Annotated in this window: 19 protein-coding genes; 12 read left to right on the top strand and 7 right to left on the bottom strand. The window is 45.1% G+C overall.

The window, feature by feature from the left end; genetic code table 11:
* The first annotated feature begins 153 nt into the window (after positions 1–153).
* The 3 genes from CBX98_RS03540 to CBX98_RS03530 all read left to right on the top strand — a co-directional run bounded on the left by CBX98_RS03540 (position 154) and on the right by CBX98_RS03530 (position 2,997).
* The gene (locus tag CBX98_RS03540) at positions 154–426 is read left to right on the top strand and encodes an HU family DNA-binding protein (protein ID WP_005382341.1); all 273 of its coding nucleotides are present in this window, start codon (positions 154–156) and stop codon (positions 424–426) included.
* A gap of 201 nt (positions 427–627) precedes the next feature.
* Entirely contained in the window at positions 628–2,487 is a 1,860-nt protein-coding gene (gene ppiD / locus CBX98_RS03535; RefSeq protein ID WP_109168586.1) for a peptidylprolyl isomerase, read from the top strand.
* A 225-nt stretch (positions 2,488–2,712) separates the two neighbouring features.
* A complete protein-coding gene (locus CBX98_RS03530) occupies positions 2,713–2,997 on the top strand; it encodes a ComEA family DNA-binding protein (RefSeq protein ID WP_031780151.1) in 285 nt (94 codons plus the stop codon).
* A 98-nt stretch (positions 2,998–3,095) separates the two neighbouring features.
* On the opposite strand, the gene rrtA is transcribed toward CBX98_RS03530, so the two are convergent.
* Entirely contained in the window at positions 3,096–3,647 is a 552-nt protein-coding gene (gene rrtA, locus CBX98_RS03525) for a rhombosortase (RefSeq protein ID WP_172605914.1), read from the bottom strand.
* Between the two features lie 3 nt (positions 3,648–3,650).
* On the opposite strand from rrtA, the gene CBX98_RS03520 reads away from it, so the two are divergent.
* Positions 3,651–4,265 (top strand): DTW domain-containing protein, encoded by a 615-nt coding sequence (locus tag CBX98_RS03520; protein ID WP_005390535.1) that lies wholly within the window; start codon positions 3,651–3,653, stop codon positions 4,263–4,265.
* A gap of 6 nt (positions 4,266–4,271) precedes the next feature.
* Here the strand turns inward: CBX98_RS03520 and CBX98_RS03515 are convergent, their stop codons facing one another.
* The 3 genes from CBX98_RS03515 to CBX98_RS03505 form a co-directional block, all read right to left on the bottom strand.
* Positions 4,272–5,594, bottom strand: coding sequence for an anti-phage deoxyguanosine triphosphatase (locus tag CBX98_RS03515; RefSeq protein ID WP_048626158.1), 1,323 nt, complete (start codon positions 5,592–5,594; stop codon positions 4,272–4,274).
* A gap of 15 nt (positions 5,595–5,609) precedes the next feature.
* The gene (gene yfbR, locus CBX98_RS03510) at positions 5,610–6,194 is read right to left on the bottom strand and encodes a 5'-deoxynucleotidase (RefSeq protein WP_170892960.1); all 585 of its coding nucleotides are present in this window, start codon (positions 6,192–6,194) and stop codon (positions 5,610–5,612) included.
* 90 nt (positions 6,195–6,284) lie between these two features.
* Positions 6,285–7,499, bottom strand: a complete 1,215-nt coding sequence (locus tag CBX98_RS03505; RefSeq protein WP_005390543.1) for a pyridoxal phosphate-dependent aminotransferase — start codon at positions 7,497–7,499, stop codon at positions 6,285–6,287.
* 217 nt (positions 7,500–7,716) lie between these two features.
* Between CBX98_RS03505 and CBX98_RS03500 the strand changes: the two genes are divergently transcribed.
* The 7 genes from CBX98_RS03500 (at position 7,717) to CBX98_RS03470 (ending at position 15,229) form a co-directional block, all read left to right on the top strand.
* The gene (locus tag CBX98_RS03500; RefSeq protein ID WP_047009476.1) at positions 7,717–9,024 is read left to right on the top strand and encodes an isochorismate synthase; all 1,308 of its coding nucleotides are present in this window, start codon (positions 7,717–7,719) and stop codon (positions 9,022–9,024) included.
* Positions 9,021–10,739, top strand: a complete 1,719-nt coding sequence (menD, locus tag CBX98_RS03495) for a 2-succinyl-5-enolpyruvyl-6-hydroxy-3-cyclohexene-1-carboxylic-acid synthase (protein ID WP_109168585.1) — start codon at positions 9,021–9,023, stop codon at positions 10,737–10,739. Before CBX98_RS03500 ends, menD begins: the two co-directional genes overlap by 4 nt.
* Positions 10,726–11,553 (top strand): 2-succinyl-6-hydroxy-2,4-cyclohexadiene-1-carboxylate synthase, encoded by an 828-nt coding sequence (gene menH / locus CBX98_RS03490; RefSeq protein ID WP_109168584.1) that lies wholly within the window; start codon positions 10,726–10,728, stop codon positions 11,551–11,553. Before menD ends, menH begins: the two co-directional genes overlap by 14 nt.
* Entirely contained in the window at positions 11,546–12,412 is an 867-nt protein-coding gene (gene menB, locus CBX98_RS03485; RefSeq protein ID WP_109168583.1) for a 1,4-dihydroxy-2-naphthoyl-CoA synthase, read from the top strand. The genes menH and menB overlap by 8 nt, the downstream gene beginning before the upstream one ends.
* A gap of 126 nt (positions 12,413–12,538) precedes the next feature.
* On the top strand, positions 12,539–13,528 hold the full coding sequence (menC, locus tag CBX98_RS03480) for an o-succinylbenzoate synthase (protein ID WP_109168582.1): 990 nt from the start codon (positions 12,539–12,541) through the stop codon (positions 13,526–13,528).
* On the top strand, positions 13,513–14,940 hold the full coding sequence (gene menE, locus CBX98_RS03475) for an o-succinylbenzoate--CoA ligase (protein ID WP_109168581.1): 1,428 nt from the start codon (positions 13,513–13,515) through the stop codon (positions 14,938–14,940). The genes menC and menE overlap by 16 nt, the downstream gene beginning before the upstream one ends.
* 100 nt (positions 14,941–15,040) lie before the next feature.
* The gene (locus CBX98_RS03470; RefSeq protein WP_005390556.1) at positions 15,041–15,229 is read left to right on the top strand and encodes a hypothetical protein; all 189 of its coding nucleotides are present in this window, start codon (positions 15,041–15,043) and stop codon (positions 15,227–15,229) included.
* On the opposite strand, the gene CBX98_RS03465 is transcribed toward CBX98_RS03470, so the two are convergent.
* The 3 genes from CBX98_RS03465 to CBX98_RS03455 form a co-directional block, all read right to left on the bottom strand.
* On the bottom strand, positions 15,219–16,154 hold the full coding sequence (locus CBX98_RS03465; protein WP_104971434.1) for a putative sulfate exporter family transporter: 936 nt from the start codon (positions 16,152–16,154) through the stop codon (positions 15,219–15,221). The genes CBX98_RS03470 and CBX98_RS03465 overlap by 11 nt on opposite strands.
* Positions 16,155–16,270: 116 nt before the next feature.
* A complete protein-coding gene (locus CBX98_RS03460; RefSeq protein WP_109168580.1) occupies positions 16,271–18,145 on the bottom strand; it encodes an MFS transporter in 1,875 nt (624 codons plus the stop codon).
* 13 nt (positions 18,146–18,158) lie between these two features.
* Positions 18,159–18,749 (bottom strand): TetR-like C-terminal domain-containing protein, encoded by a 591-nt coding sequence (locus tag CBX98_RS03455; protein ID WP_006743255.1) that lies wholly within the window; start codon positions 18,747–18,749, stop codon positions 18,159–18,161.
* Positions 18,750–19,127: 378 nt separating this feature from the next.
* Between CBX98_RS03455 and CBX98_RS03450 the strand changes: the two genes are divergently transcribed.
* Positions 19,128–20,000 (top strand): Tim44 domain-containing protein, encoded by an 873-nt coding sequence (locus tag CBX98_RS03450; protein ID WP_046874203.1) that lies wholly within the window; start codon positions 19,128–19,130, stop codon positions 19,998–20,000.
* Positions 20,001–20,079: the final 79 nt, after the last annotated feature.

Genomic DNA, 20,079 nt, shown 5'->3' with positions numbered 1-20,079 from the left:
AGTCTAAAAAGGCTTGTCAGCGTTTTTTTTGGGCGCTAAGTTAGTTTCGATAGCTGCCAGCCCTTGACGAATAAGGGATGGAGCATATTTTCTTAACAATGGAACGAAAGTCATCACAAAAATAATCACAGATGACACAAAGGGGAAATTACAGTGAATAAAACTCAGTTAGTAGAACAAATCGCAGAAAATGCAGACATTTCTAAAGCGTCAGCGGGTCGTGCTCTAGATGCATTCATCGAAGCAGTAAGCGGCACTCTTCAGTCTGGTGATCAAGTTGCTCTAGTTGGCTTTGGTACATTCAGCGTTCGTACTCGTGCTGCACGTACTGGTCGTAACCCAAAAACTGGTGAAGAAATCCAAATCGCAGAAGCAAAAGTACCAGCTTTTAAAGCTGGTAAAGCACTGAAAGACGCTTGTAACTAATCACAGCGTTAATTCTGTAACCGGCTATTTGCTTAACTTTTGCTCAAACAATAAGTTTCGAACAAAAATTTACAAACTTCGAGCCGAACTTTCTTAAATTATGCGCATCATACTGATGCGCATTTCTTTTTCTGATATTATTGCGCCATTATTTCTATTAGATAGAAGCAGTAGGCTTCAATTGTGGAGAGCAGTTAAATTATGATGGATCGACTACGCGAAGGCGTGAATAGCATCGCGGTCAAAATTATCCTTGGGCTTATCATCCTGTCTTTCGTATTTGCAGGTGTGGGTAGCTACATCGTTAGTGGTAACAACAACTCTGCAGCGAAAGTCGGTAACACTGAGATTCCTCGTGGTGAGTTCGAGATGGCATACCAAAATGAGCGTAACCGTATGCAAGCTCAGTTGGGTGACTACTTCTCTCAAATGCTGGCTGACCCTGCATATGTTGAATCTTTCCGCAAATCCGTTTTAGATCGAATGATCAATGACGTGTTGCTTGACCAACAAGCAGAAGCTTTAGGTCTGCGAATCAGCGACACCCAAGTTCGCAGCATGATTCTAGACATGCCTCAATTCCAATCTAATGGTCAGTTCGATCAAGAGATCTATCAAGCTTCTCTGCGTCGTGCAGGCTTTTCGCCAGACTCTTTTGCTGAGTACATGCGTCGTGAATTGGTTCGTGAACAACTGCTGAATGCACTACAAAACAGTGAATTTATTCTGCCAGGTGAAGTACAGGCAGAAGGTAAGCTGTTCACTCAAACTCGTGATATTCGCACGATTAAAATCGACTTAGCAGAGTTTGCGAAAAATATTGAATTGACTGACGAAGAAATTCAACAGTACTACAAAGCAAACCCTGACAACTTTACTCGCCCAGAGCAGGTTAAAGTCGCGTATATCGAACTGTCTGCTGAAGCGCTAAAGGAACAAGTTAATGTTTCTGATGCTGAGGTGAAAAAGTACTACGAAGAGCACTTAAACAAATACTCTTCAGAAGAGCAGCGTCGTGTCGCTCATATTCTTGTAGAAGGGGACGATGAAGCAAAAGCGCAGGCTATCCTAGATGAGCTAAATGCGGGTGCAGATTTTGCGACGCTTGCTCAAGAGAAATCTGACGATTTTGGCAGCGCTGAAAACGGTGGTGACTTAGGTTGGATAGAGCGTGATGTGATGGACCCTGCTTTTGAAGAAGCGGCATTCGCGTTGAAGAATCCAGGCGATACGTCGGGTCTAGTAAAGTCGGACTTTGGTTACCATATTATCAAGCTTGAAGAGCTAAAAGACTCTGTGGCGAAGCCATTTGAAGAAGTAGCCGCTGAAATCAAGCAAGAAATGGTTGACCAACAAGCGGTTGATCAATTCTACGAGCTACAAAGTGAGCTTGAGCGCGTAGCGTTTGAATACCCAGACTCATTGTATGACGCTTCTCAAGCGGTTAACCAAGAAGTGAAGACAACGGACTTTATTTCTCAAGTTGACGCACCTGAAGTGCTTCGTAACCCTGCGGTAATGCAAGCTATCCTTAGCCCAGAAGTAAAAGAAGATGGCTTAAACTCTGAAGCTATCGAAGTTGCACCTGAGCATATTATTGTTGTTCGTGTTGAAGATGCACGTGATGAGACGGTTCTTCCACTAGAAGAAGTGAAAGATCAGGTTATTGCAGAGCTTTCTCGCGTTAAGGGTGAGCAAGATGCGATGGAACTTGGTACACAGGTTGTTGCTGCATTGAAAGAAGGTAAGACAGATGTGCTTACTGAAAACAACCTTGCATTTGGTGAACAAGAGACAGTAGATCGCCGTTCTCCGTTGGCAACAACGGTATTCGCGATGGCAAAACCAGTCGATGGTAAGCCAGTATATGGTCAGTCTAAAGATCTTGAAGGTAACATTGTTATCATCGAGCTTGATGCTGTAAATGCTGAGCTAGATAGTGAGTTAGAAGAGCAAGTTGCGATGCAAATGCAGCGTGCATCTTCTCAGCAAGACCTATCATCTGTGTTAGCAGTACTGCGCGCAAACACTGACATTGAGTACTTTATTGTGAGCAACTAAGCACAATTAGTGTAATTTGCATGTTAACTAAAACGGACCGCATAAGCGGTCCGTTTTATTTTTGTCTTTATTAACTTCAATCATCAATAAGCATTACTTAAATTAGTGCGCGTTTAAGTGATACCAGTCATTGCGAATATCGGGTCATCTAGGTTTGTTAACTGGATAGTGACTTGCTACTGGTGACTGGTTTTAGCCTACTATTTTGGAGATTGTATGTTCAATATGAAATGGATTTTGACATTGTGCTTATTTGTTTTTGCGCCTTTTAGCATGGCTGCGGATTCAGCCACTGACAAATATGAAGGAATTGAAATTACCGTAAATATCAACACGGCCTCTGCTGAAGAAATAGCGACCATGTTGAAAGGTATTGGTGAGAAGAAAGCGCAGAGTATCGTGGACTACCGCGAGGAGCATGGCCCTTTTAAAACGGCAGCAGATTTGAAGAGCGTAAAAGGCATTGGTGAAGCGACAGTTAAGAAAAACGAAGACCGCATTTTACTGTAGCTTGATGTATTTCAGATATTGAGTCTGAATTCAGAACAATATCTGTTTCCCTATTACTGCTTTCCCGAACCAACCCCTCTTTCGTGGTTCGGGATTTTTTATCCGAATAAACGACGGCGAAAACCTTTTTCCATTAGAGCCATTGTTAACCCACCGAACGCACCAAATAAATGAGCATCAATAGCAACGTTTGCGCCGATAAGCGCAGCAGTGCTGCTGGATGGACCATAGATCTGCTCCCATGCTACTTTGGCAATAAGCCCTCCGACCAACAACAGGCTGCTTCTTCTGCCTTCAAAGACTTCTCTGAGTGCCCAGAATCCAAATAGACCGTGTAGTACGCCAGATAATCCCACGTACACCGACATATTGGTAAACAAATTCATTGCGCCAACAAATGCACACAAGAGTGAGAAAACGATAAGGAAGTTGCGAGTGCTTGGACGAAAAATAAAAGTAATGATCCACAATCCTGCCAGGTTCATCCCTAAGTGCGCAAAGTTGGTATGTGTGAGATTTCCTGTTACGATTCGCCACCATTCGCCATGGCGTATATTGTAGCTGTGCCACTCGGTTAGGCTTGCCATTGGCTCGAATTGAAGTATCAAACAGATCACGCTGATAATACTCAGCAAGGTATAAAGGTTCACTCTATGTCTCGTTATTGTTCTCGTTGTGGAAAATCGCAAAAAGCGTGTATTTGCCAATGGATTGTACCGTTGGCAAGCGAGGTAGAACTTATCATTCTTCAGCACACGAGTGAAGAACATCGTCCGCTTGGTACGGCACGGATTCTCAATTTGAGTTTAGATAACTGTATTTGTCTGATAGGAGAGGACTTTTCTGGTGATGATGTCTTAAATCACTTGTTGGCGGATGAATCATATCAACATTTTGTTCTTTACCCATCGGAACAGTCACGATGCATCTCTGAAATTAATCAAGCGAGCCGTAGTGTATCTAAGAAAATACGTTTGATTTTGCTCGATGGGACGTGGAAAAAAGCGTACAAAATGTGGCAGCTTTCTAGCAATTTACATCCACTCCCAACCGTGCAATTACCGAAGCAATTACAAGGGCATTACACCATTCGTAAAGCGCCCTCTGAGAATAGCTTATCGACAGTCGAGGCAGGTTATCATTCGCTTCGCTTGCTTGAACCCGAGAGAGACTTTACACCGCTTATGCATGCCTTTGAAAAGATGATCGAATTCCAAATCGCCCAGATGCCGCCGGGCGTATTTGAAAAGAATTACTTGAAAGGTTGAGCGTTACTAAAGAACGATGGAAGAGAATAGCTGACGGTGAAGCTTTTGCGCGTGTCCATCGGTCATAGCAGAAATGTAATCGGCGATGACTCTCATCTTATTGCTCTCGCTTTTCGCTTGGCACCACAGTTCTTTTGTATGAACAGGCAGCAAGCGCTCTGGGTCCGCTGTTAACGCTTCAAAAATATCCATAATAATTTGCTGACCCTTATACTCAACGATCTGGACCTGCGGGACTTGGATAACGAAGGTGCTGACAAAGTGCTTGAGTACGTCAAGTGCACGTGCCATTTGTGGCTCTAAACACGCATTCCAAGACAGTAATGGATTACTGAAAGACTCATCCACCGCCTTAATTGAAATGCTGGTCAGCAGGGCGTTAACCATACCACCGATGGCATCTTTCCGCTCATGATGCTTACCGCTAAATAGCATCTGTCCGATGGAATCGATATGAGCTTCAAACCACGGGTCGCCACAGTCCGCTAATTGACTTGCTGCGCCTTCTTGCCATTGCTGGCGTGTCACCATACCAAGTACGATTGCATCTTCTAAATCATGAACGCCGTAGGCGATATCATCCGCTAGCTCCATGATTGAGCAATCGAGTGATTTAAAGCGCGTTTTACTGTGCTCAAACTCCGATTCTGGTTTTGAGCGCATTAGGCTAAGCAATGCCTTGTCGTTGTCAGAAAGCGGCGCAATTACCCAATCAAATAAGTCTTTGTCACAATCATAAATGCCCTTCGCTGGGCTCCAATCTTTGGCTTTTAGTTTGCGTTGATGCTCGGCTGGTTGAGGCAACTTGACGGAGCGTGTTTGACTAATAAGGGCAGGGTACTTGATCAAACCAAGCAGTGTGCGGCGTGATAAATTCATTCCGAAATGCTCAGTATAAGGCTCTAACTTAGTGACGATACGAAAGGTTTGGGCGTTTCCCTCGAAACCGCCATGTTCGCGCATTACGTAGTTTAGAGCGACTTCTCCCCCATGACCGTATGGAGGATGCCCGATGTCGTGCGCCAAACATAATGAATCAATTAAGCTGTCTGATGGCAATAGATCACGGAACTCTGGTTGTTTTTTCTTCAACTGGGCGACGATACCGGTCCCGAGTTGCGACGCTTCTAAGGAGTGTGTTAACCGGCTGCGGTGAAAGTCTTCCAAGCTATTGCCGTGTACTTGGGTTTTTGCTTGTAAGCGTCGAAATGCAGCCGAGTGAAGAATGCGCGCTCGGTCTCTTTGGTACGGGCTTCGATGGTCGTCACGACGTATTTTATGCTCATCATCATGGCGCTCTTGCCATTGCGGGTGTAATTCAAACGACACGATTATCTCCGTAAGCTAACTGATTTCATCTAACGATAATTCGAAACTTGGGGCAAAGGTATTGAGGAAGTAATCCATTTCAGGCGTTCTACGTTCTTGCAAAGTGATGTCTAAGCGTTTTTTTGCCAGAGCGAACTCATGATTGCCTGCGCTTAGTTCTTCGAGACATTTTAAATAGGCACAGATGGAGTCGGCTTGCTTGACGATTTTTGCGTCCTCTCCGTGTGCAGAGTGGGAAAGAAGGTAGGGGGCAAAATCATCTTGGAACTCTTCCGGTAACATTGAAAGCAATTTTTGTTCCGCTGCCGATTCTATCTTCTTATATTCTTTGGCAATTTCAGGGTTGTAATACTTCACTGGGGTTGGAAGGTCTCCCGTTAATACTTCGCTAGAGTCATGGTACATAGCAAGAATCGCGATGCGTTCTGGATTAAGGTTGCCGCCGAACTTTTTGTTTTTAATTAGGGCAAGGGCATGAGCGACAAAAGCAACTTGTAAGCTATGCTCTGAAACGTTTTCTGGTGAGACGGACCGCATTAAAGGCCAGCGTTGGATCAGCTTCATTCGAGCCAGGTGAGCGAAAAAATGGCTTTCTTTCATGGCTTTCTCCGTTTCTGGTGTAAAAAAGGAACTCACTAGGAGTTCCTCTAAGCATATGAGAGATCAGCACTAATTACTACCAGTGATTCATTACTGGCTGTAGGTTGATAGGAATCGCTCAAAACGTCCAATGGCGATTTCTAGATCTTCAACGTGCGGCAGTGTCACGATGCGGAAATGGTCTGGTTTCGGCCAGTTGAAGCCGGAACCTTGCACCAGTAAGACCTTCTCTTGTTTTAAGAAATCTAAAACCATCTGCTGATCGTTCTTGATGTTGTACATTTTTGTGTCGATTTTCGGGAAGAGGTACATCGCACCCTTAGGTTTGACACAAGAAACACCAGGAATCTGATTGATCAGTTCATACGCTCTATTGCGCTGCTCTAATAAGCGTCCGCCAGGTAAAATCAGTTCATTGATACTCTGGTATCCACCTAGCGCAGTTTGAATCGCATGTTGCATTGGTACGTTTGCACATAAACGCATCGATGAAAGCAACTCCAAGCCATTCACGTACCCTTGAGCTAGATGTTTAGGCCCCGTTAGGAACATCCAGCCACCACGGAAACCGCAAACACGGTAGGCTTTTGAAAGGCCATTGAATGTCATGACTAGCACGTCTTCAGTGAGTGTTGCGACTGAGGTATGTGTTGCACCGTCGTACAACACTTTGTCGTAGATCTCATCTGCGAAAATGATCAGTTTGTGCTGGCGCGCGATTTCAATCACTTCAAGTAGGAAATCACGGCTATATACCGCACCTGTCGGATTGTTCGGGTTGATCAGAACAATGCCACGTGTCTTTGGTGTGATTTTCTTTTTGATGTCTTCAAGGTCTGGGTACCAGTCTGCACCTTCATCACATAGGTAATGAACCGGCTTACCGCCTGATAGTGCAACTGAAGCTGTCCACAACGGGTAATCAGGTGCTGGAATCAGCATTTCGTCGCCATTATTTAACAGCGCTTGCATTGCCATCACGATCAGCTCAGACACGCCGTTACCCACATACACATCTTCGACATCTAGCGAGCGGATACCTTTACGTTGATAGTGTTGGACCACGGCTTTACGAGCAGAGTAAATGCCTTTGGAATCACAATAGCCTTGAGAAGTCGGCAGATTACGAATCACGTCGACTAAAATTTCATCAGGGGCGTCAAAACCAAATGGGGCAGGGTTACCAATGTTTAGCTTTAGGATTTTATGCCCTTCTTCCTCCATGCGCTTAGCATGTTTGAGTACAGGACCCCTAATGTCGTAGCAGACATTATCGAGTTTTGACGACATCCCGATATTTTGCATTGTATAATTCCTAAAAATTCGTTAATTTCTTTATTAAAATACAATAATTTGTTTTTTATTAGAATATATATCTGTAAATTATCTGTTTGCTGGTTAAGTTTTGCTCGTTTGCTATCACAGGATTTTGCAAAAGATCGCATACGACCTTGATTTGCTTTGGGTCTAAACTTAGAGTAGCCGTCAGTTACCATTTATCCTCACATACTACGAGGTTGATTTGTCACAGTTCCATCAAGCCGTAAAGAGAATTATCGAGCGAGTTCAGCAAGCGGAAGGCAATCAAACACGTCTGGTCGAGCCCCTGAGCGAGAAACCTAATTTCTCATTTATTGATTGGCTTGATGCACAACCACTTTTCCCTAAATTCTACTGGCAGTCCCGCGATACTCGTGAAGAGGTCGTTGCATTAGGGCAATTACACGCCTTTGTTGAGCCAGGCCCTGCTTATACCATTCTAGGTGAAGGGCAACGAGTCTGGGGCGGACGCTCTTTTGACGGCCAGCATGAGAAGAATCGTCGCTGTATGCCTTCTTTCTTCTTTTTGCCTCAAATTGAGTTAATTCGTTTTGACCAACAATGGTCTCTCGCAGTTAATATTTCAGAAGACAAAGCGCGAACCCTAGCAGGACTGAATAAACTGGTTTGTGAGGTCGCGACCTTAGCTCCGATTTCTTCTCACATCCGCTCTATTGTTCATACGCCAAGTCAGCCTCAATGGAATGAGTTAGTTCATAAAGTTTTGACTGGTATAAAGAATGATGATTTTAAGAAAGTGGTATTGGCGCGTCGCTCTACCGTGCAGCTTGATAACACATTAAGCGCTGCACAATTGCTGAAAGCGAGTTACTTAAACAACCATCATAGTTTCCATTTCATGCTGAGCTTAGACAGCAAACACAGCTTTATGGGCTCTACGCCAGAACGTTTGTATTCTCGCGTAGGGCACGAACTTCATACCGAAGCGTTAGCAGGCACGATTGGTAGAGGGGACAATGCCACTCACGATATGGAGTTGGCGAATTGGTTATCCCAAGATGAAAAGAACCTCAATGAAAACCAATATGTAGTTGATGACATTATTGATCGCCTATCACCGCATTCCGAAGCGGTTGAAGTGGAGGCCGAGGCAAGTTTGGTTAGGCTACGAAAAGTGCAACACCTCAAGCGAAATATTCACGCGAGCCTAAAGACGGGAATAAACGGTGTTCAGTTGTTATCGGCGCTTCAGCCGACGGCGGCGGTTGCTGGCTTACCTCGACAAGAATCCATGCAGTTTATTCTTGATAATGAGCCCTTTGCACGCGGCTGGTACGCGGGGTCAATGGGTTACATAAGCCATGAACGAGCAGAGTTTTGTGTCGCGATCAGAAGCGCGCTTGTGCTCGGTGACCAAGTACAACTGTTTGCGGGCGCAGGTATTGTGCCAGGCTCTGTGGCAGAGCATGAGTGGGCGGAACTTGATAAGAAAATGTCGACGTTGCTTACGCTGATTTCTGATCACCCCCCGTTGGGAGTCGCATCATGAATCATGACCAAGCGGTGCTCAATCGAATTTGGTCAGAAACCATATTGATTGAGCTTCAGCGATTTGGCGTTAAGCATGTTTGTATCGCTCCTGGCTCTCGTTCTACTCCTTTAACTTTAGAGGCGGCAGAACAGTCCAATTTTTCTATTCATACTCACTTTGATGAGCGTGGTCTCGGCTTTATGGCTCTTGGCTTAGCGAAAGCTACTCAAGAGCCAGTGGCAATCATCGTTACCTCTGGTACGGCAGTGGCGAACTTATTACCAGCCGTTGCGGAGGCTAGGCTTACTGGTGAAAAGCTGGTGCTGCTCACTGCGGATCGTCCGATGGAGCTCGTTGGCTGTGGCGCAAACCAAGCGATTAACCAGTTGGGTATTTTTTCACATCATGTCTCGGCCAGCTTGAATTTACCAAGCCCAACTTTAACAACATCGCTTAATTGGTTGCTGACCTCTGTTGACGAAGTGATGTTTACTCAGCAGCTGCAAGGCAGTGCTGTTCATATTAACTGTGCATTTCCAGAACCTTTGTATTCCAACGGTGCAAAAGCGGATTATCAAACCTACTTAGACTCGGTAGCCGGATGGCGAAAAGGAAGTGGTAGTTATACCCAGCGTTTTAGCCACTTGTCACAGGCGAAAATCCCGTCTTGTGCGGATAAAAAAGGCTTGGTTGTGATTGGCAGCTTACCGCTTGAACAAGCGAAGTCGGCGCAGGCATTTGCACAAAAGATGGGATGGCCGGTACTTGCAGACCCGCAAAGTGGTCTCAGTTCGGATTGGGCGCATTACGATGTATGGCTTCAACTTCCCGAGCTCGCAAACGAGCTTGAATCTTGTGAACTTATTATCCAATTTGGTAGCCGAATCATCTCCAAACGTTTGAACCAGTGGATTGATAAACAAGTTTCGCAAAATCAACAAAGTAAAGACGTTCAATACTGGTATATCTCGCCGCGTATGGACCGTAATAACCAAAATCATCTGGCGCAAATGCACTGGGTTGAGCTTCCTCAAACTTGGGTTTCTCGCATTAGCTTTGAGAAGCCAATATTTGCTGGGTGGGCTGATAGGTTAGCGAATGGAGTTAAGCGAGTTCATCAACGTATCGAAGAAGCTTTCCTATCTGATTCAGCGTCTGCCATTGACGAAATTGCGTTGGCAGCAGACATCAACGAGCGCACTAAAAACGCTGATGTCTTTTTGGGTAACAGTTTGTTTGTTCGACTTGTCGATATGTACGGCAAACTTGATGATGTAGAAGTGTTCACTAACCGAGGCGCGTCAGGAATTGATGGTTTGTTTGCTACCGCATCAGGTGTGCAGCGAGCAAGAGGTAATCTGTTACTGATGTATATTGGTGACACATCAGCACTGTATGATCTCAATTCACTAGCGCTGTTTTCTCACAATAAATTGCCGACGGTACTTGTGGTCACAAACAATGATGGTGGCGCAATTTTCGATATGTTACCGGTGCCTCAGGAGCATCGCACTGCGTACTACCAAATGCCCCACGGTTATCAGTTTGAACATGCAGCCAAACAGTTTGGTTTAAAGTATGAGAAGCCAACTACGTTAGAAATGTATCAAGCAATGGTTGCCGAGCACCTGTCGAGCGGTCAAGGCACACTGCTGGTGGAAGTTCAAACCCCACCAAGTCAAGCCGCAGAGTTGATAAAGGCATTTAATAAGAGCCTGCATGCTTCACTCTGAGCGTCTCTCTTCAACTGAAAAACACCAAAGTGGTGATCTTCCCACTCTGGTGTTTTTGCATGGCTTTTTAGGAAGTGGTGCTGATTGGCAAGCTTGTTTGGATGAGCTGACTCGGTTTGAACGAATTGTTATAGACCTTCCTGGTCATGGTCGTAGCCAGTTTACAAAGTGCAACGATCTCGATGATTGCTGCAAACTTCTTAATTCCACACTATCTTTATTATTTCCTCCGCAACAACCACTTATTTTGATTGGTTACTCGATGGGCGGCCGTATTGCGATGCATGGTATTGCCAATCAATGCTTCTCAGATCTCAATATTGTGGGCGCAATTGTTGAAGGGGGAAACTTCGGGCTTCAAACTGAGTCAGAGAAACAGGTGAGATTGGAGAATGATGCTCGCTGGGCAAAGCGTTTCAAAACTGAACCACTTGAACGTGTTTTGAACGATTGGTATCAGCAAGCGGTGTTTTCTTCACTAAACCATGAGCAAAGACAAACATTAATTGCGAAGCGAAGTGATAATCTTGGCTCGGCGGTCTCGAGCATGCTGATGGCAACATCGTTAGCCAAGCAGGCGTATTTGTTGCCCACACTGAAAAAGCAGAATATACCGATGTATTACTTGTGTGGTGCGAAAGACCAAAAATTTAGCCAACTGGCACAACGTAGCGGGTTGGCGTATCGACAAGTTGAAGGCGCAGGACATAACGTTCATCAAGAGCAGCCCCAACAATTTGCGATGCATATTAAGCAAATAATTCAATCTCACTTTGGTGAGAGTAACGAGAACAATGGGAATCACCATGGCTAAAACAGTAGGCATTTCTGAAGAAGAACTTTACGCTCCGGTTCAATGGAAAGATTGCGGCGAGAAATACGAGGATATTCACTACCATAAATCTGAAGATGGTATCGCGAAAATTACCATTGCACGCCCACAAGTGCGTAATGCATTCCGCCCTCAAACAGTAAAAGAGATGATTGATGCGTTAGCAGATGCGCGTTACGACTCTGGTGTTGGCGTGATCATTCTGACAGGTCTAGGTGAAGACGCATTCTGTTCTGGCGGCGACCAGAAGATCCGTGGCGACTACGGCGGCTATAAAGACGAGCAAGGTACACACCACCTAAACGTATTGGACTTCCAACGCGATATTCGAACTTGTCCAAAACCTGTGATCGCATCAGTTGCCGGCTGGGCTGTTGGCGGCGGTCATGTACTGCACATGATGTGTGACCTAACAATTGCAGCGGACAACGCGCAGTTTGGTCAAACGGGCCCTAAAGTGGGTTCATTTGATGGTGGTTGGGGCGCGTCTTACATGGCTCGTATCGTAGGCCAGAAGAAAGCACGCGAAATCTGGTTCCTATGTCGTTTCTATAACGCGCAAGAAGCGTTAGACATTGGCTTGGTCAACACGGTTGTGCCGCTAGAAGAGCTAGAGAAAGAAACCGTGCGTTGGTGTCGTGAAGTTCTTCAGCATAGTCCAATGGCGCTACGCTGCCTGAAAGCTGCCTTGAATGCGGACTGTGATGGTCAAGCAGGCCTTCAAGAGCTTGCGGGTAACGCAACGATGATGTTCTACATGACCGATGAAGGCCAAGAAGGTCGTAACGCATTCAACGAGAAACGTCGCCCAGACTTCGACAAATTCCCTCGTAACCCATAATCCGTATAAAAAGAGGAGTGTTTTAGCTCCTCTGTTCCATTTTTCCTGAGCGCCTCGCCCTCTGGGAGGCTGGTGAGATTGCTCGCCAGAACGCTCAAATATACGGCATTACATAGGACTCGAATTATGCGTGAAGCGAAAATTTATCGTTATATCTTGCCCATGGATAGTGGTGTCATCCTGCGAGACAATAAGCTAACTGACCGTGTTGGTTATGTTGTTGTGCTTTCTGAAGGTGACCAAATAGGGCTTGGAGAAGTCTCTCCTCTTCCTGGTTTTAGTTTAGAGAGCACCGAAGATGCTGGTATTCAGCTACAGGAACAAGCGGAGCGTTGGGTTGCTGGATTGGATGTGGATTACGCCAACATGTATCCATCGGTCGCGTTTGGTTTATCGATGGCACAGTTAGAGTTAGCTGGTGGCTTACCCCAACAAGGTAAGTATCAAACAGCGCCGCTGTGTACTGGTGACCCAGACGAGCTCATTCCAAAGCTGAACGAAATGGAAGGCGAGAAAGTCGCGAAAGTAAAAGTCGGGCTTTATGAGCCAATTCGCGATGGCATGCTTGTGAATCTTTTTCTTGAATCTATCCCTCAATTAACGCTTCGACTTGATGCAAACCGCGCTTGGACACCAGAAAAAGCGCAGCAGTTTGCTAAATACATTACTCCGTCTCTGCGTCAGCGCATTACCTTTTTGGAAGAGCCGTGCCGCTCTCCTGGCGATAGTCTCTCTTTTGCTATCAATACTGGTATTGCGATTGCTTGGGATGAAACGTTGCAAGATGCGGTTCGTCGAGAGGATTTCCGTCTTGAAGATCTAACTGGTGTGAAAACGATCATCATCAAACCCACACTCATTGGTTCGGTGGATTTTTGTATTACACTGATAGAGAAGGCGAAGTCACTGGGGATGAAAGCGGTTATTAGCTCGAGCATTGAATCCAGTCTCGGTTTAACGCAATTAGCGCGCTTTGCCCAATGGCAGCTGCCTGATGAAGTTCCAGGTTTGGATACGATTGGCCTATTCAAAGCTCAGTTAGAGCAAGGCTGGCCTAAGTGTGAACTTCCCGTTCTTCCTCTGAAAGATCAGGAGATTGTGTGGCATTCTGCATAGACAATGTTGCGAAGGCACCGTGGAAATATTGGGCTCAAACGAGCCCTTTTTCTATTGCACTCAAGACACCAACAGAAACATTAAACTGGCAACAATTCTCAGTACGTATTGACCAATACGCTCACTATTTGAATGACTTGGGCGTAACGCGGGGAGATGTGCTGACTTTGGTAGGTAAAAACCAAGTCGAAACTCTGCTGTTTTATCTTGCTTCCAAGCAGTTAGGCGCACTTGCCGCGCTGACCATGGTACAACCACTCGATACGCTACAGAGTAAACTTGCGACCCTTTATAAACCTGAACAAACTCGGTTTATCTGGTTTGCTCAGGAGTGCGCTTCGACCTTTTCTGAACATGATATACAAAAACTCAAGGCAACATTGCTTTCACCGCCCTTAGTTTCACAACAAGAGCGTGATGCGGTGATTGAAGATGCCTATCACCATGACAGGCTCGCTTCAGTGGTATTTACGTCTGGCTCGACAGGGGAGCCTAAAGCTGTGGTTCATACACATCGACAACACCTTGCATCCGCAGAAGGCTTGTTGCAAGAGTTCATTTTCACTCAGCAAGATTCTTGGCTATTGTCGCTTCCGCTTTATCACGTCTCTGGATTGGCGATTGTATATCGTTGGCTATATGTCGGAGCGACATTGAAAATCGGTACAGGAAAACTTGTCGAAGATATTCAGGGCGTGTCACACGCCTCTTTGGTTGCAACGCAGCTCAAACGGCTATTGGATGATGATGCTCACTTGTCATTGACGCATGTGCTATTGGGCGGCAGCCACGTTGCTCACGAGTTGGCGTTGCGAGCAACAGGACGAGGGATTGAGGCGTGGTTAGGTTATGGGATGACGGAAGCAGCCTCTACCGTTACCGCAAAGAGAATTGACAGTACCAGTAATGCTGGACACGTATTGAATCATCGTAAGATAAAGTTGGTTGACCAACGCATTTTTGTCGGTGGTAAAACATTAGCGGCAGGGTATTTTCATCAAGGTCATGTTACTCCGTTTCTGGATGAGAAAGGTTGGTTCGATAGCAAGGATCTCGGTGAGTGGCAAGGTGACGAGTTAAAGATCATCGGCCGTGCCGACAATCAATTTATCTCTGGTGGTGAGAACATTCATTGTGAAGAGATTGAGGCAGCATTGAACCAAATTGATGGCGTGGTGCAGAGCATAGTGGTTCCAGTCGAAGATGCGGAATTTGGTCATCGCCCTGTTGCTGTGATTCAGACCAATGATTTGCGCAGCAAAGCGGAATATGACCTGCATTTGCAATCCAAATTAGAGAAGTTTAAATGGCCAGTGGAATACCATTTAATGCCACAAGTGCTACTAGAAAGTGGGATCAAAGTTTCTCGGAAGGCAGTGAAGGAGTGGCTATTGCCATCAATTCAGCATTAGTCAATTTTGCTATGTATTAGTCAGAAAGGGAATTTCGTATTCTTATAACTCTGAATCATAATTATGCTTCTTCGAAGAGAGAAAAGGCATAAGGTTCAGGATGGTAAAGCTAGTATTAATTGCGGCGGTAGCACTACAAATTGGTATTGCAATAAGCAGTGAAGGGCTCGCCCGCTCTCTTGCAGAGCTGACGGCCTTTTTGATCGCTATCGCATTGGTTGTTACATACAAAAACAGCAAACTTGAGCCGTCGTCGTCTCAACACGATGAGAAGACCACTAATATCTAAACAATAACCAACTTAGAGAAGTGGTTGAAATTAACACCCACAGAGTTACACCAAACAACAGTGGCTTAGCTCCAGCAGACCTCAGCTTCGAAATTGAAATGCTGCAACCAATCAGGAACAGACACACCACCAAAGCTTGTTTCGCTCCAACGAAAATACCGTGATAGACCATTTCAAATTGAGGGAAAAAGTCGCTAAACGCGATGGCTGCGCAGTACCAAAAAATGAAATAAGGAATAACTAACTTTTTCGTTCCATTCTCTTTCTGGTCTCTCGAAAAGATCACGGCACTGATCAGTGCGACAGGGATGATCCACAAAGCTCGTGCGAGTTTTAACGTTGTTGCTGTAGTTAGCGCTTCTTCACCGTAGGCTGAGGCAGCCCCAACAACAGAAGACGTGTCATGAATAGCAATCGCGGCCCATGTACCAAATGTGTGTTGATCTAGCCCTAAAGCATGCCCAACCACAGGAAACACGAATAGTGCGATGGAGTTTAGGACAAATACCGTTGCCAGTGCTAATCCAATCTGTTCGTCTTTTGCTTTAATCGCTGGTGCTACAGCGGCAATTGCACTACCACCACAAATTGCTGTACCTGACGAGATTAAGTATGCGGTTACTCGCTCCAACTTAATTATTCTGGCAATGATAGTGCCTATGATCAGTGTGCCCGCAATCGTGGCGATAATCAGACCGATACCATCCGACGTGACAGAGAGTGCTTGCTCAAAGTTGATGCCAAAGCCTAAACCAATAATCGAGTAGGACAGCAGCTTTTTAGTAAAAGAAGCAATGGGCAGTTCTGAAGGCACAAAACCAAAACTTGCGAGTAGAAAACCAATAACTAGGGCAATAGGAGAGGAGACAAAAGGGGTTAAGCAAACGAGTAACGCCAATCCAAACAAGAGGTAGTTTCTATTCAAGGTTTTTATTCGCTGTTGTGAATGAAAGCGCGAGTATATCGCACTGAGTGTGGTCAGTTTGTCTTAATGATTTGAACACATGTTCAGTTATTCTAAACATGTGTTCAAATGTATTTTTATCGCCAGTCGCCTCTAAGTTGATGCACTCTATCGAACATCGTTTTTGCCGTTGCTTCATTTGGTGGAACCGGCTGTCCGGCTTCAATTTCTAGCTTTGACCAAAATCGAGTCGGTAAGCCACAACATGCGCGGCCTTTCGCGCGGCTGAAATAGCTTCCCCATAAGCCTTTGAGTGCCACGGGTATGACAGGTACTGGGCTGCGACGCAGAATAATATCAATGCCACGCATGAATTCATTCATTTCACCGTCTGAGGTTAATTTCCCTTCTGGGAAAATACAGACGATATGTCCTTCGCTTAATGCGGTTTCTACATCATTAAATGCACGCCTGATGGAGTTTCTGTTACTCGCTGAAATCGGAATTACCCCAGTTCTGCGTAAAAAGCGTCTTAGTGGCGGTAGGTTGGCGTAATCTTCCTCCATCACAAAACGAATCAACCTTGGGCATACTGCGCTAAGTAGCAAGGCGTCCATATAGCTCACGTGATTACATACGATCAACGCACCGCCTTGTTCTGGCAAGTTATGTAGGTTTTTATGTTTCACTCGATAAATAGTATGAGTTAGCATCCAAACCACAAAACGGACAACGAATATCGGTATTTGCAAAAAAATGTAAGCGGCGACCAAGAAATTCAAAATGGCTAACAATGCAAACAATTGAGGAATTGTCATCTTGATTACACTTAGGCACACAATACCTAAGACAGCACTGCCGACCATAAACAGAGAGTTAAAGATATTGAGCCCTGCGATGACTTGCGCGCGCTCGGCTTCCTTTGCTCTATGTTGCATTAATGCGTAAAGCGGTACGATAAATAACCCACCCGAAGCACCAATCATCAATAGGTAGAAAAATAATGGCCAAAAAGGCTCATATCTAAAGAAGTCTACAAAGTTATGGAAGATAGGTAGGTCACTTGGAATGGAGGTTGCCATCAAGTACCCAAATACCGTAATTCCAAGTGCGCCAATAGGCACAATACCGACTTCGATACGATGATTCGAGATCCAATTGCAAAGTAGCGACCCTAGCGCGATACCAATGGAAAACAGAGCAAGCAAGAAAGACACCGCACTCTCGGTGCCATTTAAGTAAATCTTGGTGAAATTCGGGAACTGGGTTAGATAGGCGGCGCCTAAAAACCAGAACCAGCTTATCGCCATAATACATTGAAAAACAACACGATCTGATTTTGCGATGGATAGCGTGTGTTTAGTTTGTTTGTACGGTTGCCAACGAAAAGAAAGATTAGGTGCGCTGGCGGCTGCAAAGGGTATTGATCGGCTCGACAAATATCCCAACAATGCAAAGAGTACGACACAAAATGCGGCAAGGTATTTTGCGTTGTCTGCTGAGGCGATAATTCCAGCACCTAGGGTACCAATAAGGATGGCGATAAAGGTACCAGCTTCAACAAGGGCGTTGCCTGGCACTAACTCTTTCGCGTTTAATTTTTGGGGCAAAAGGGCATATTTAACCGGTCCAAAGAATGCTGACTGTGTGCCCATTAAGAACAGTAGCAGCAAAAGCACACCATAACTTTCGGTTATAAAACCAATGGCGCCCAAAAGCATGATGGCGATTTCAAACAGCTTTACCTTGCGAATAAACCATGATTTTTCATATTTATCGGCTAATACGCCAGCTGAAGCGGAGAATAGAAAGAACGGTAGAATGAACAAGCCAGCCGCTAAATTGATGAACAAGTTGCTCGAAATAGGTAGTGCGCTGGATCCCGCGAAGGCGACAAACAGCAGCAAAACGTTTTTAAAAATATTGTCGTTGAAAGCGCCAAAAAACTGAGTGATGAAATAGGGTAGGAACTTTCTTTGCGTAAGTAAGGACGGCTGTCTGTCGGACGACATGGATAATCCTTTGTTACCAGTTTGTGAGGTAGTTAGAAAGCAGGTTACTGATTAATTCTTTACCATCAATGGGTTCACTAGAGAAAAATTTATCATCAACACTGAGTAAAGTAATGCCGTGTACGCCAGACCAAAGCACTCGACTCGCTTGAATCACTTCGGACTCGGTACGATGTGGTGCGATTTGAGCCAATAGTGACTCCAGCATTCCTGTCATCCCGTCGATACGTTTGGCATGCCATTCTGGAAGCTCTGCACCATTCATGTTGTGCTCGAAGACTAACTGCCAACGGTAAGGGTGCTTTTGAGCGAAATCGTGGTAGCAATAAGCCAGTTCAAATAGAGCTTGATGAGCGTCTTTACTGCTATTGGTCGCCTTCAGTGCTTCTTGGGAGAGTTCGTCTAAAGTTTGCGCGACTACGTGTAAAAGTAACAGGTTATAGTTGCCAAAAATGTTGACTAATGTGCTTGGCACGTAACCAATCATGTTAGCGATTTTACGAAGACTGAGTTCGTGGTAAGAATTCTCATCTAAAAAGTTTTTGACTGTTGTTAACGTCAAATTTACTAACTCTTCTCTGGTGTGATCGTTTCTGCGCGCCATACTCTCAAACTGCTTTATTGAACATCGTTCAATATGATAGTCAGCTACCTATTAACCGTCAACAAGGCAATATACTCAAGTGACGTCAAGGTGTAGGATTCTGAGCTGTGTCACTGATTCTAATTCAAGTAAAACATCCCCGAGTAGTAGCGAGTTCATTCCAAGCATTTCTAAACGAACCAAGTATCTCGAAGTTAACCGAGAGCAGTCTGTATCTTTGGCAATATTCTGATACATGTCAGCTTCTGTAAGCTGTTTTCATCAACAGGCATACAGAGTATGATGACGTAACAATCATCTTTGGCGTGCTACTGTTTGAAACAATCGTTGTTTCGTCTGATAGAGCACAATCTTAGATAGCTAACTTTAAGGATAACGATGAAACGTTTATTTTCTATTGTTGCTCTGTTGATGTTTACCGTTGCTGTAACGCCTATCGCGGAAGCGAAGAAGTTTGGTGGCAGTAAGTCTTTCGGTAAGAGCTACAAAACAGCGCCAGCACCAAAACAACAGCAACAAAACACCAATACGGTCGGCAAAGATCAGACGGCGAAGTCTTCAAGTAAAAAAGGCTTAATGGGTGGTCTGCTAGGCGGACTTCTTGCTGGTGGTCTACTTGCTGCATTCTTTGGCGGTGCTTTTGAAGGTATCCAGTTTATGGATATCTTAATTATTGGTTTGATTGCCTTTGTCATCTTTAAATTAATGCGCGGTATGCTAGGTGCGAAGCAGGGCAGTATGAACCAGCATCGCCAGCAACCTGCATTTGGTGGTAACGCATCTAAGTTTGAGCAACCAAACATGCAAAACTTTGAGCAACAGCCAAACACAAATAATGGTGGCTTTGGTGGTTTCGGCGCTCAAACGGACGTACCACATAACTACCCACCGGGCTTTGACCAAGCAGCGTTCATTAACGGCTCTCGTGAACACTACCGAATCCTGCAAGGAGCGTGGAATCACAATCAACTGGAAACCATTGAAGAATATGTTTCTCCAAGCTTGTTTGAAGATCTGAAAGCAGAGCGCGCGAAGCTCGACGGTGAGCAGCATACTGATGTAATGTACGTTGATGCAGAGATCGTCCGTGCCGATTACGATGCAAATAAAGCACAGCTTAGCCTGCAGTTTAGCGGTCGTTACCGTGACACAGTAGAAGGTGTTGAAGAAGAAATCGAAGATATCTGGCACCTAGAGCGTGACCTGACTGTGCCTAATGCACCATGGTTAATCGTTGGTATTCAAGGCTAGTCACCTTTAAACCAATTTAGTCACTAATAAAAATCCCGCACCCCCTGCGGGATTTTTTGTATCTGTCGTTTGTATTTAC

The sequence above is a fragment of the Vibrio sp. T9 genome (assembly GCF_003123985.1).
GTDB classification, from domain to species: Bacteria; Pseudomonadota; Gammaproteobacteria; order Enterobacterales; family Vibrionaceae; genus Vibrio; species Vibrio diabolicus.
This window is presented reverse-complemented; position numbering and strand designations above follow the sequence as displayed.

Excerpts from the sequence above, each read along its gene's own strand:
- ppiD (WP_109168586.1), top strand. The coding sequence starts at position 628 with ATGATGGATCGACTACGCGAAGGCGTGAATAGCATCGCGGTCAAAATT.
- CBX98_RS03530 (WP_031780151.1), top strand. The coding sequence starts at position 2,713 with ATGAAATGGATTTTGACATTGTGCTTATTTGTTTTTGCGCCTTTTAGC.
- CBX98_RS03520 (WP_005390535.1), top strand. The coding sequence starts at position 3,651 with ATGTCTCGTTATTGTTCTCGTTGTGGAAAATCGCAAAAAGCGTGTATT.
- yfbR (WP_170892960.1), bottom strand. The coding sequence starts at position 6,194 with ATGAAAGAAAGCCATTTTTTCGCTCACCTGGCTCGAATGAAGCTGATC.
- CBX98_RS03505 (WP_005390543.1), bottom strand. The coding sequence starts at position 7,499 with ATGCAAAATATCGGGATGTCGTCAAAACTCGATAATGTCTGCTACGAC.
- menD (WP_109168585.1), top strand. The coding sequence starts at position 9,021 with ATGAATCATGACCAAGCGGTGCTCAATCGAATTTGGTCAGAAACCATA.
- menH (WP_109168584.1), top strand. The coding sequence starts at position 10,726 with ATGCTTCACTCTGAGCGTCTCTCTTCAACTGAAAAACACCAAAGTGGT.
- menB (WP_109168583.1), top strand. The coding sequence starts at position 11,546 with ATGGCTAAAACAGTAGGCATTTCTGAAGAAGAACTTTACGCTCCGGTT.
- menC (WP_109168582.1), top strand. The coding sequence starts at position 12,539 with ATGCGTGAAGCGAAAATTTATCGTTATATCTTGCCCATGGATAGTGGT.
- CBX98_RS03470 (WP_005390556.1), top strand. The coding sequence starts at position 15,041 with ATGGTAAAGCTAGTATTAATTGCGGCGGTAGCACTACAAATTGGTATT.
- CBX98_RS03460 (WP_109168580.1), bottom strand. The coding sequence starts at position 18,145 with ATGTCGTCCGACAGACAGCCGTCCTTACTTACGCAAAGAAAGTTCCTA.
- CBX98_RS03455 (WP_006743255.1), bottom strand. The coding sequence starts at position 18,749 with ATGGCGCGCAGAAACGATCACACCAGAGAAGAGTTAGTAAATTTGACG.
- CBX98_RS03450 (WP_046874203.1), top strand. The coding sequence starts at position 19,128 with ATGAAACGTTTATTTTCTATTGTTGCTCTGTTGATGTTTACCGTTGCT.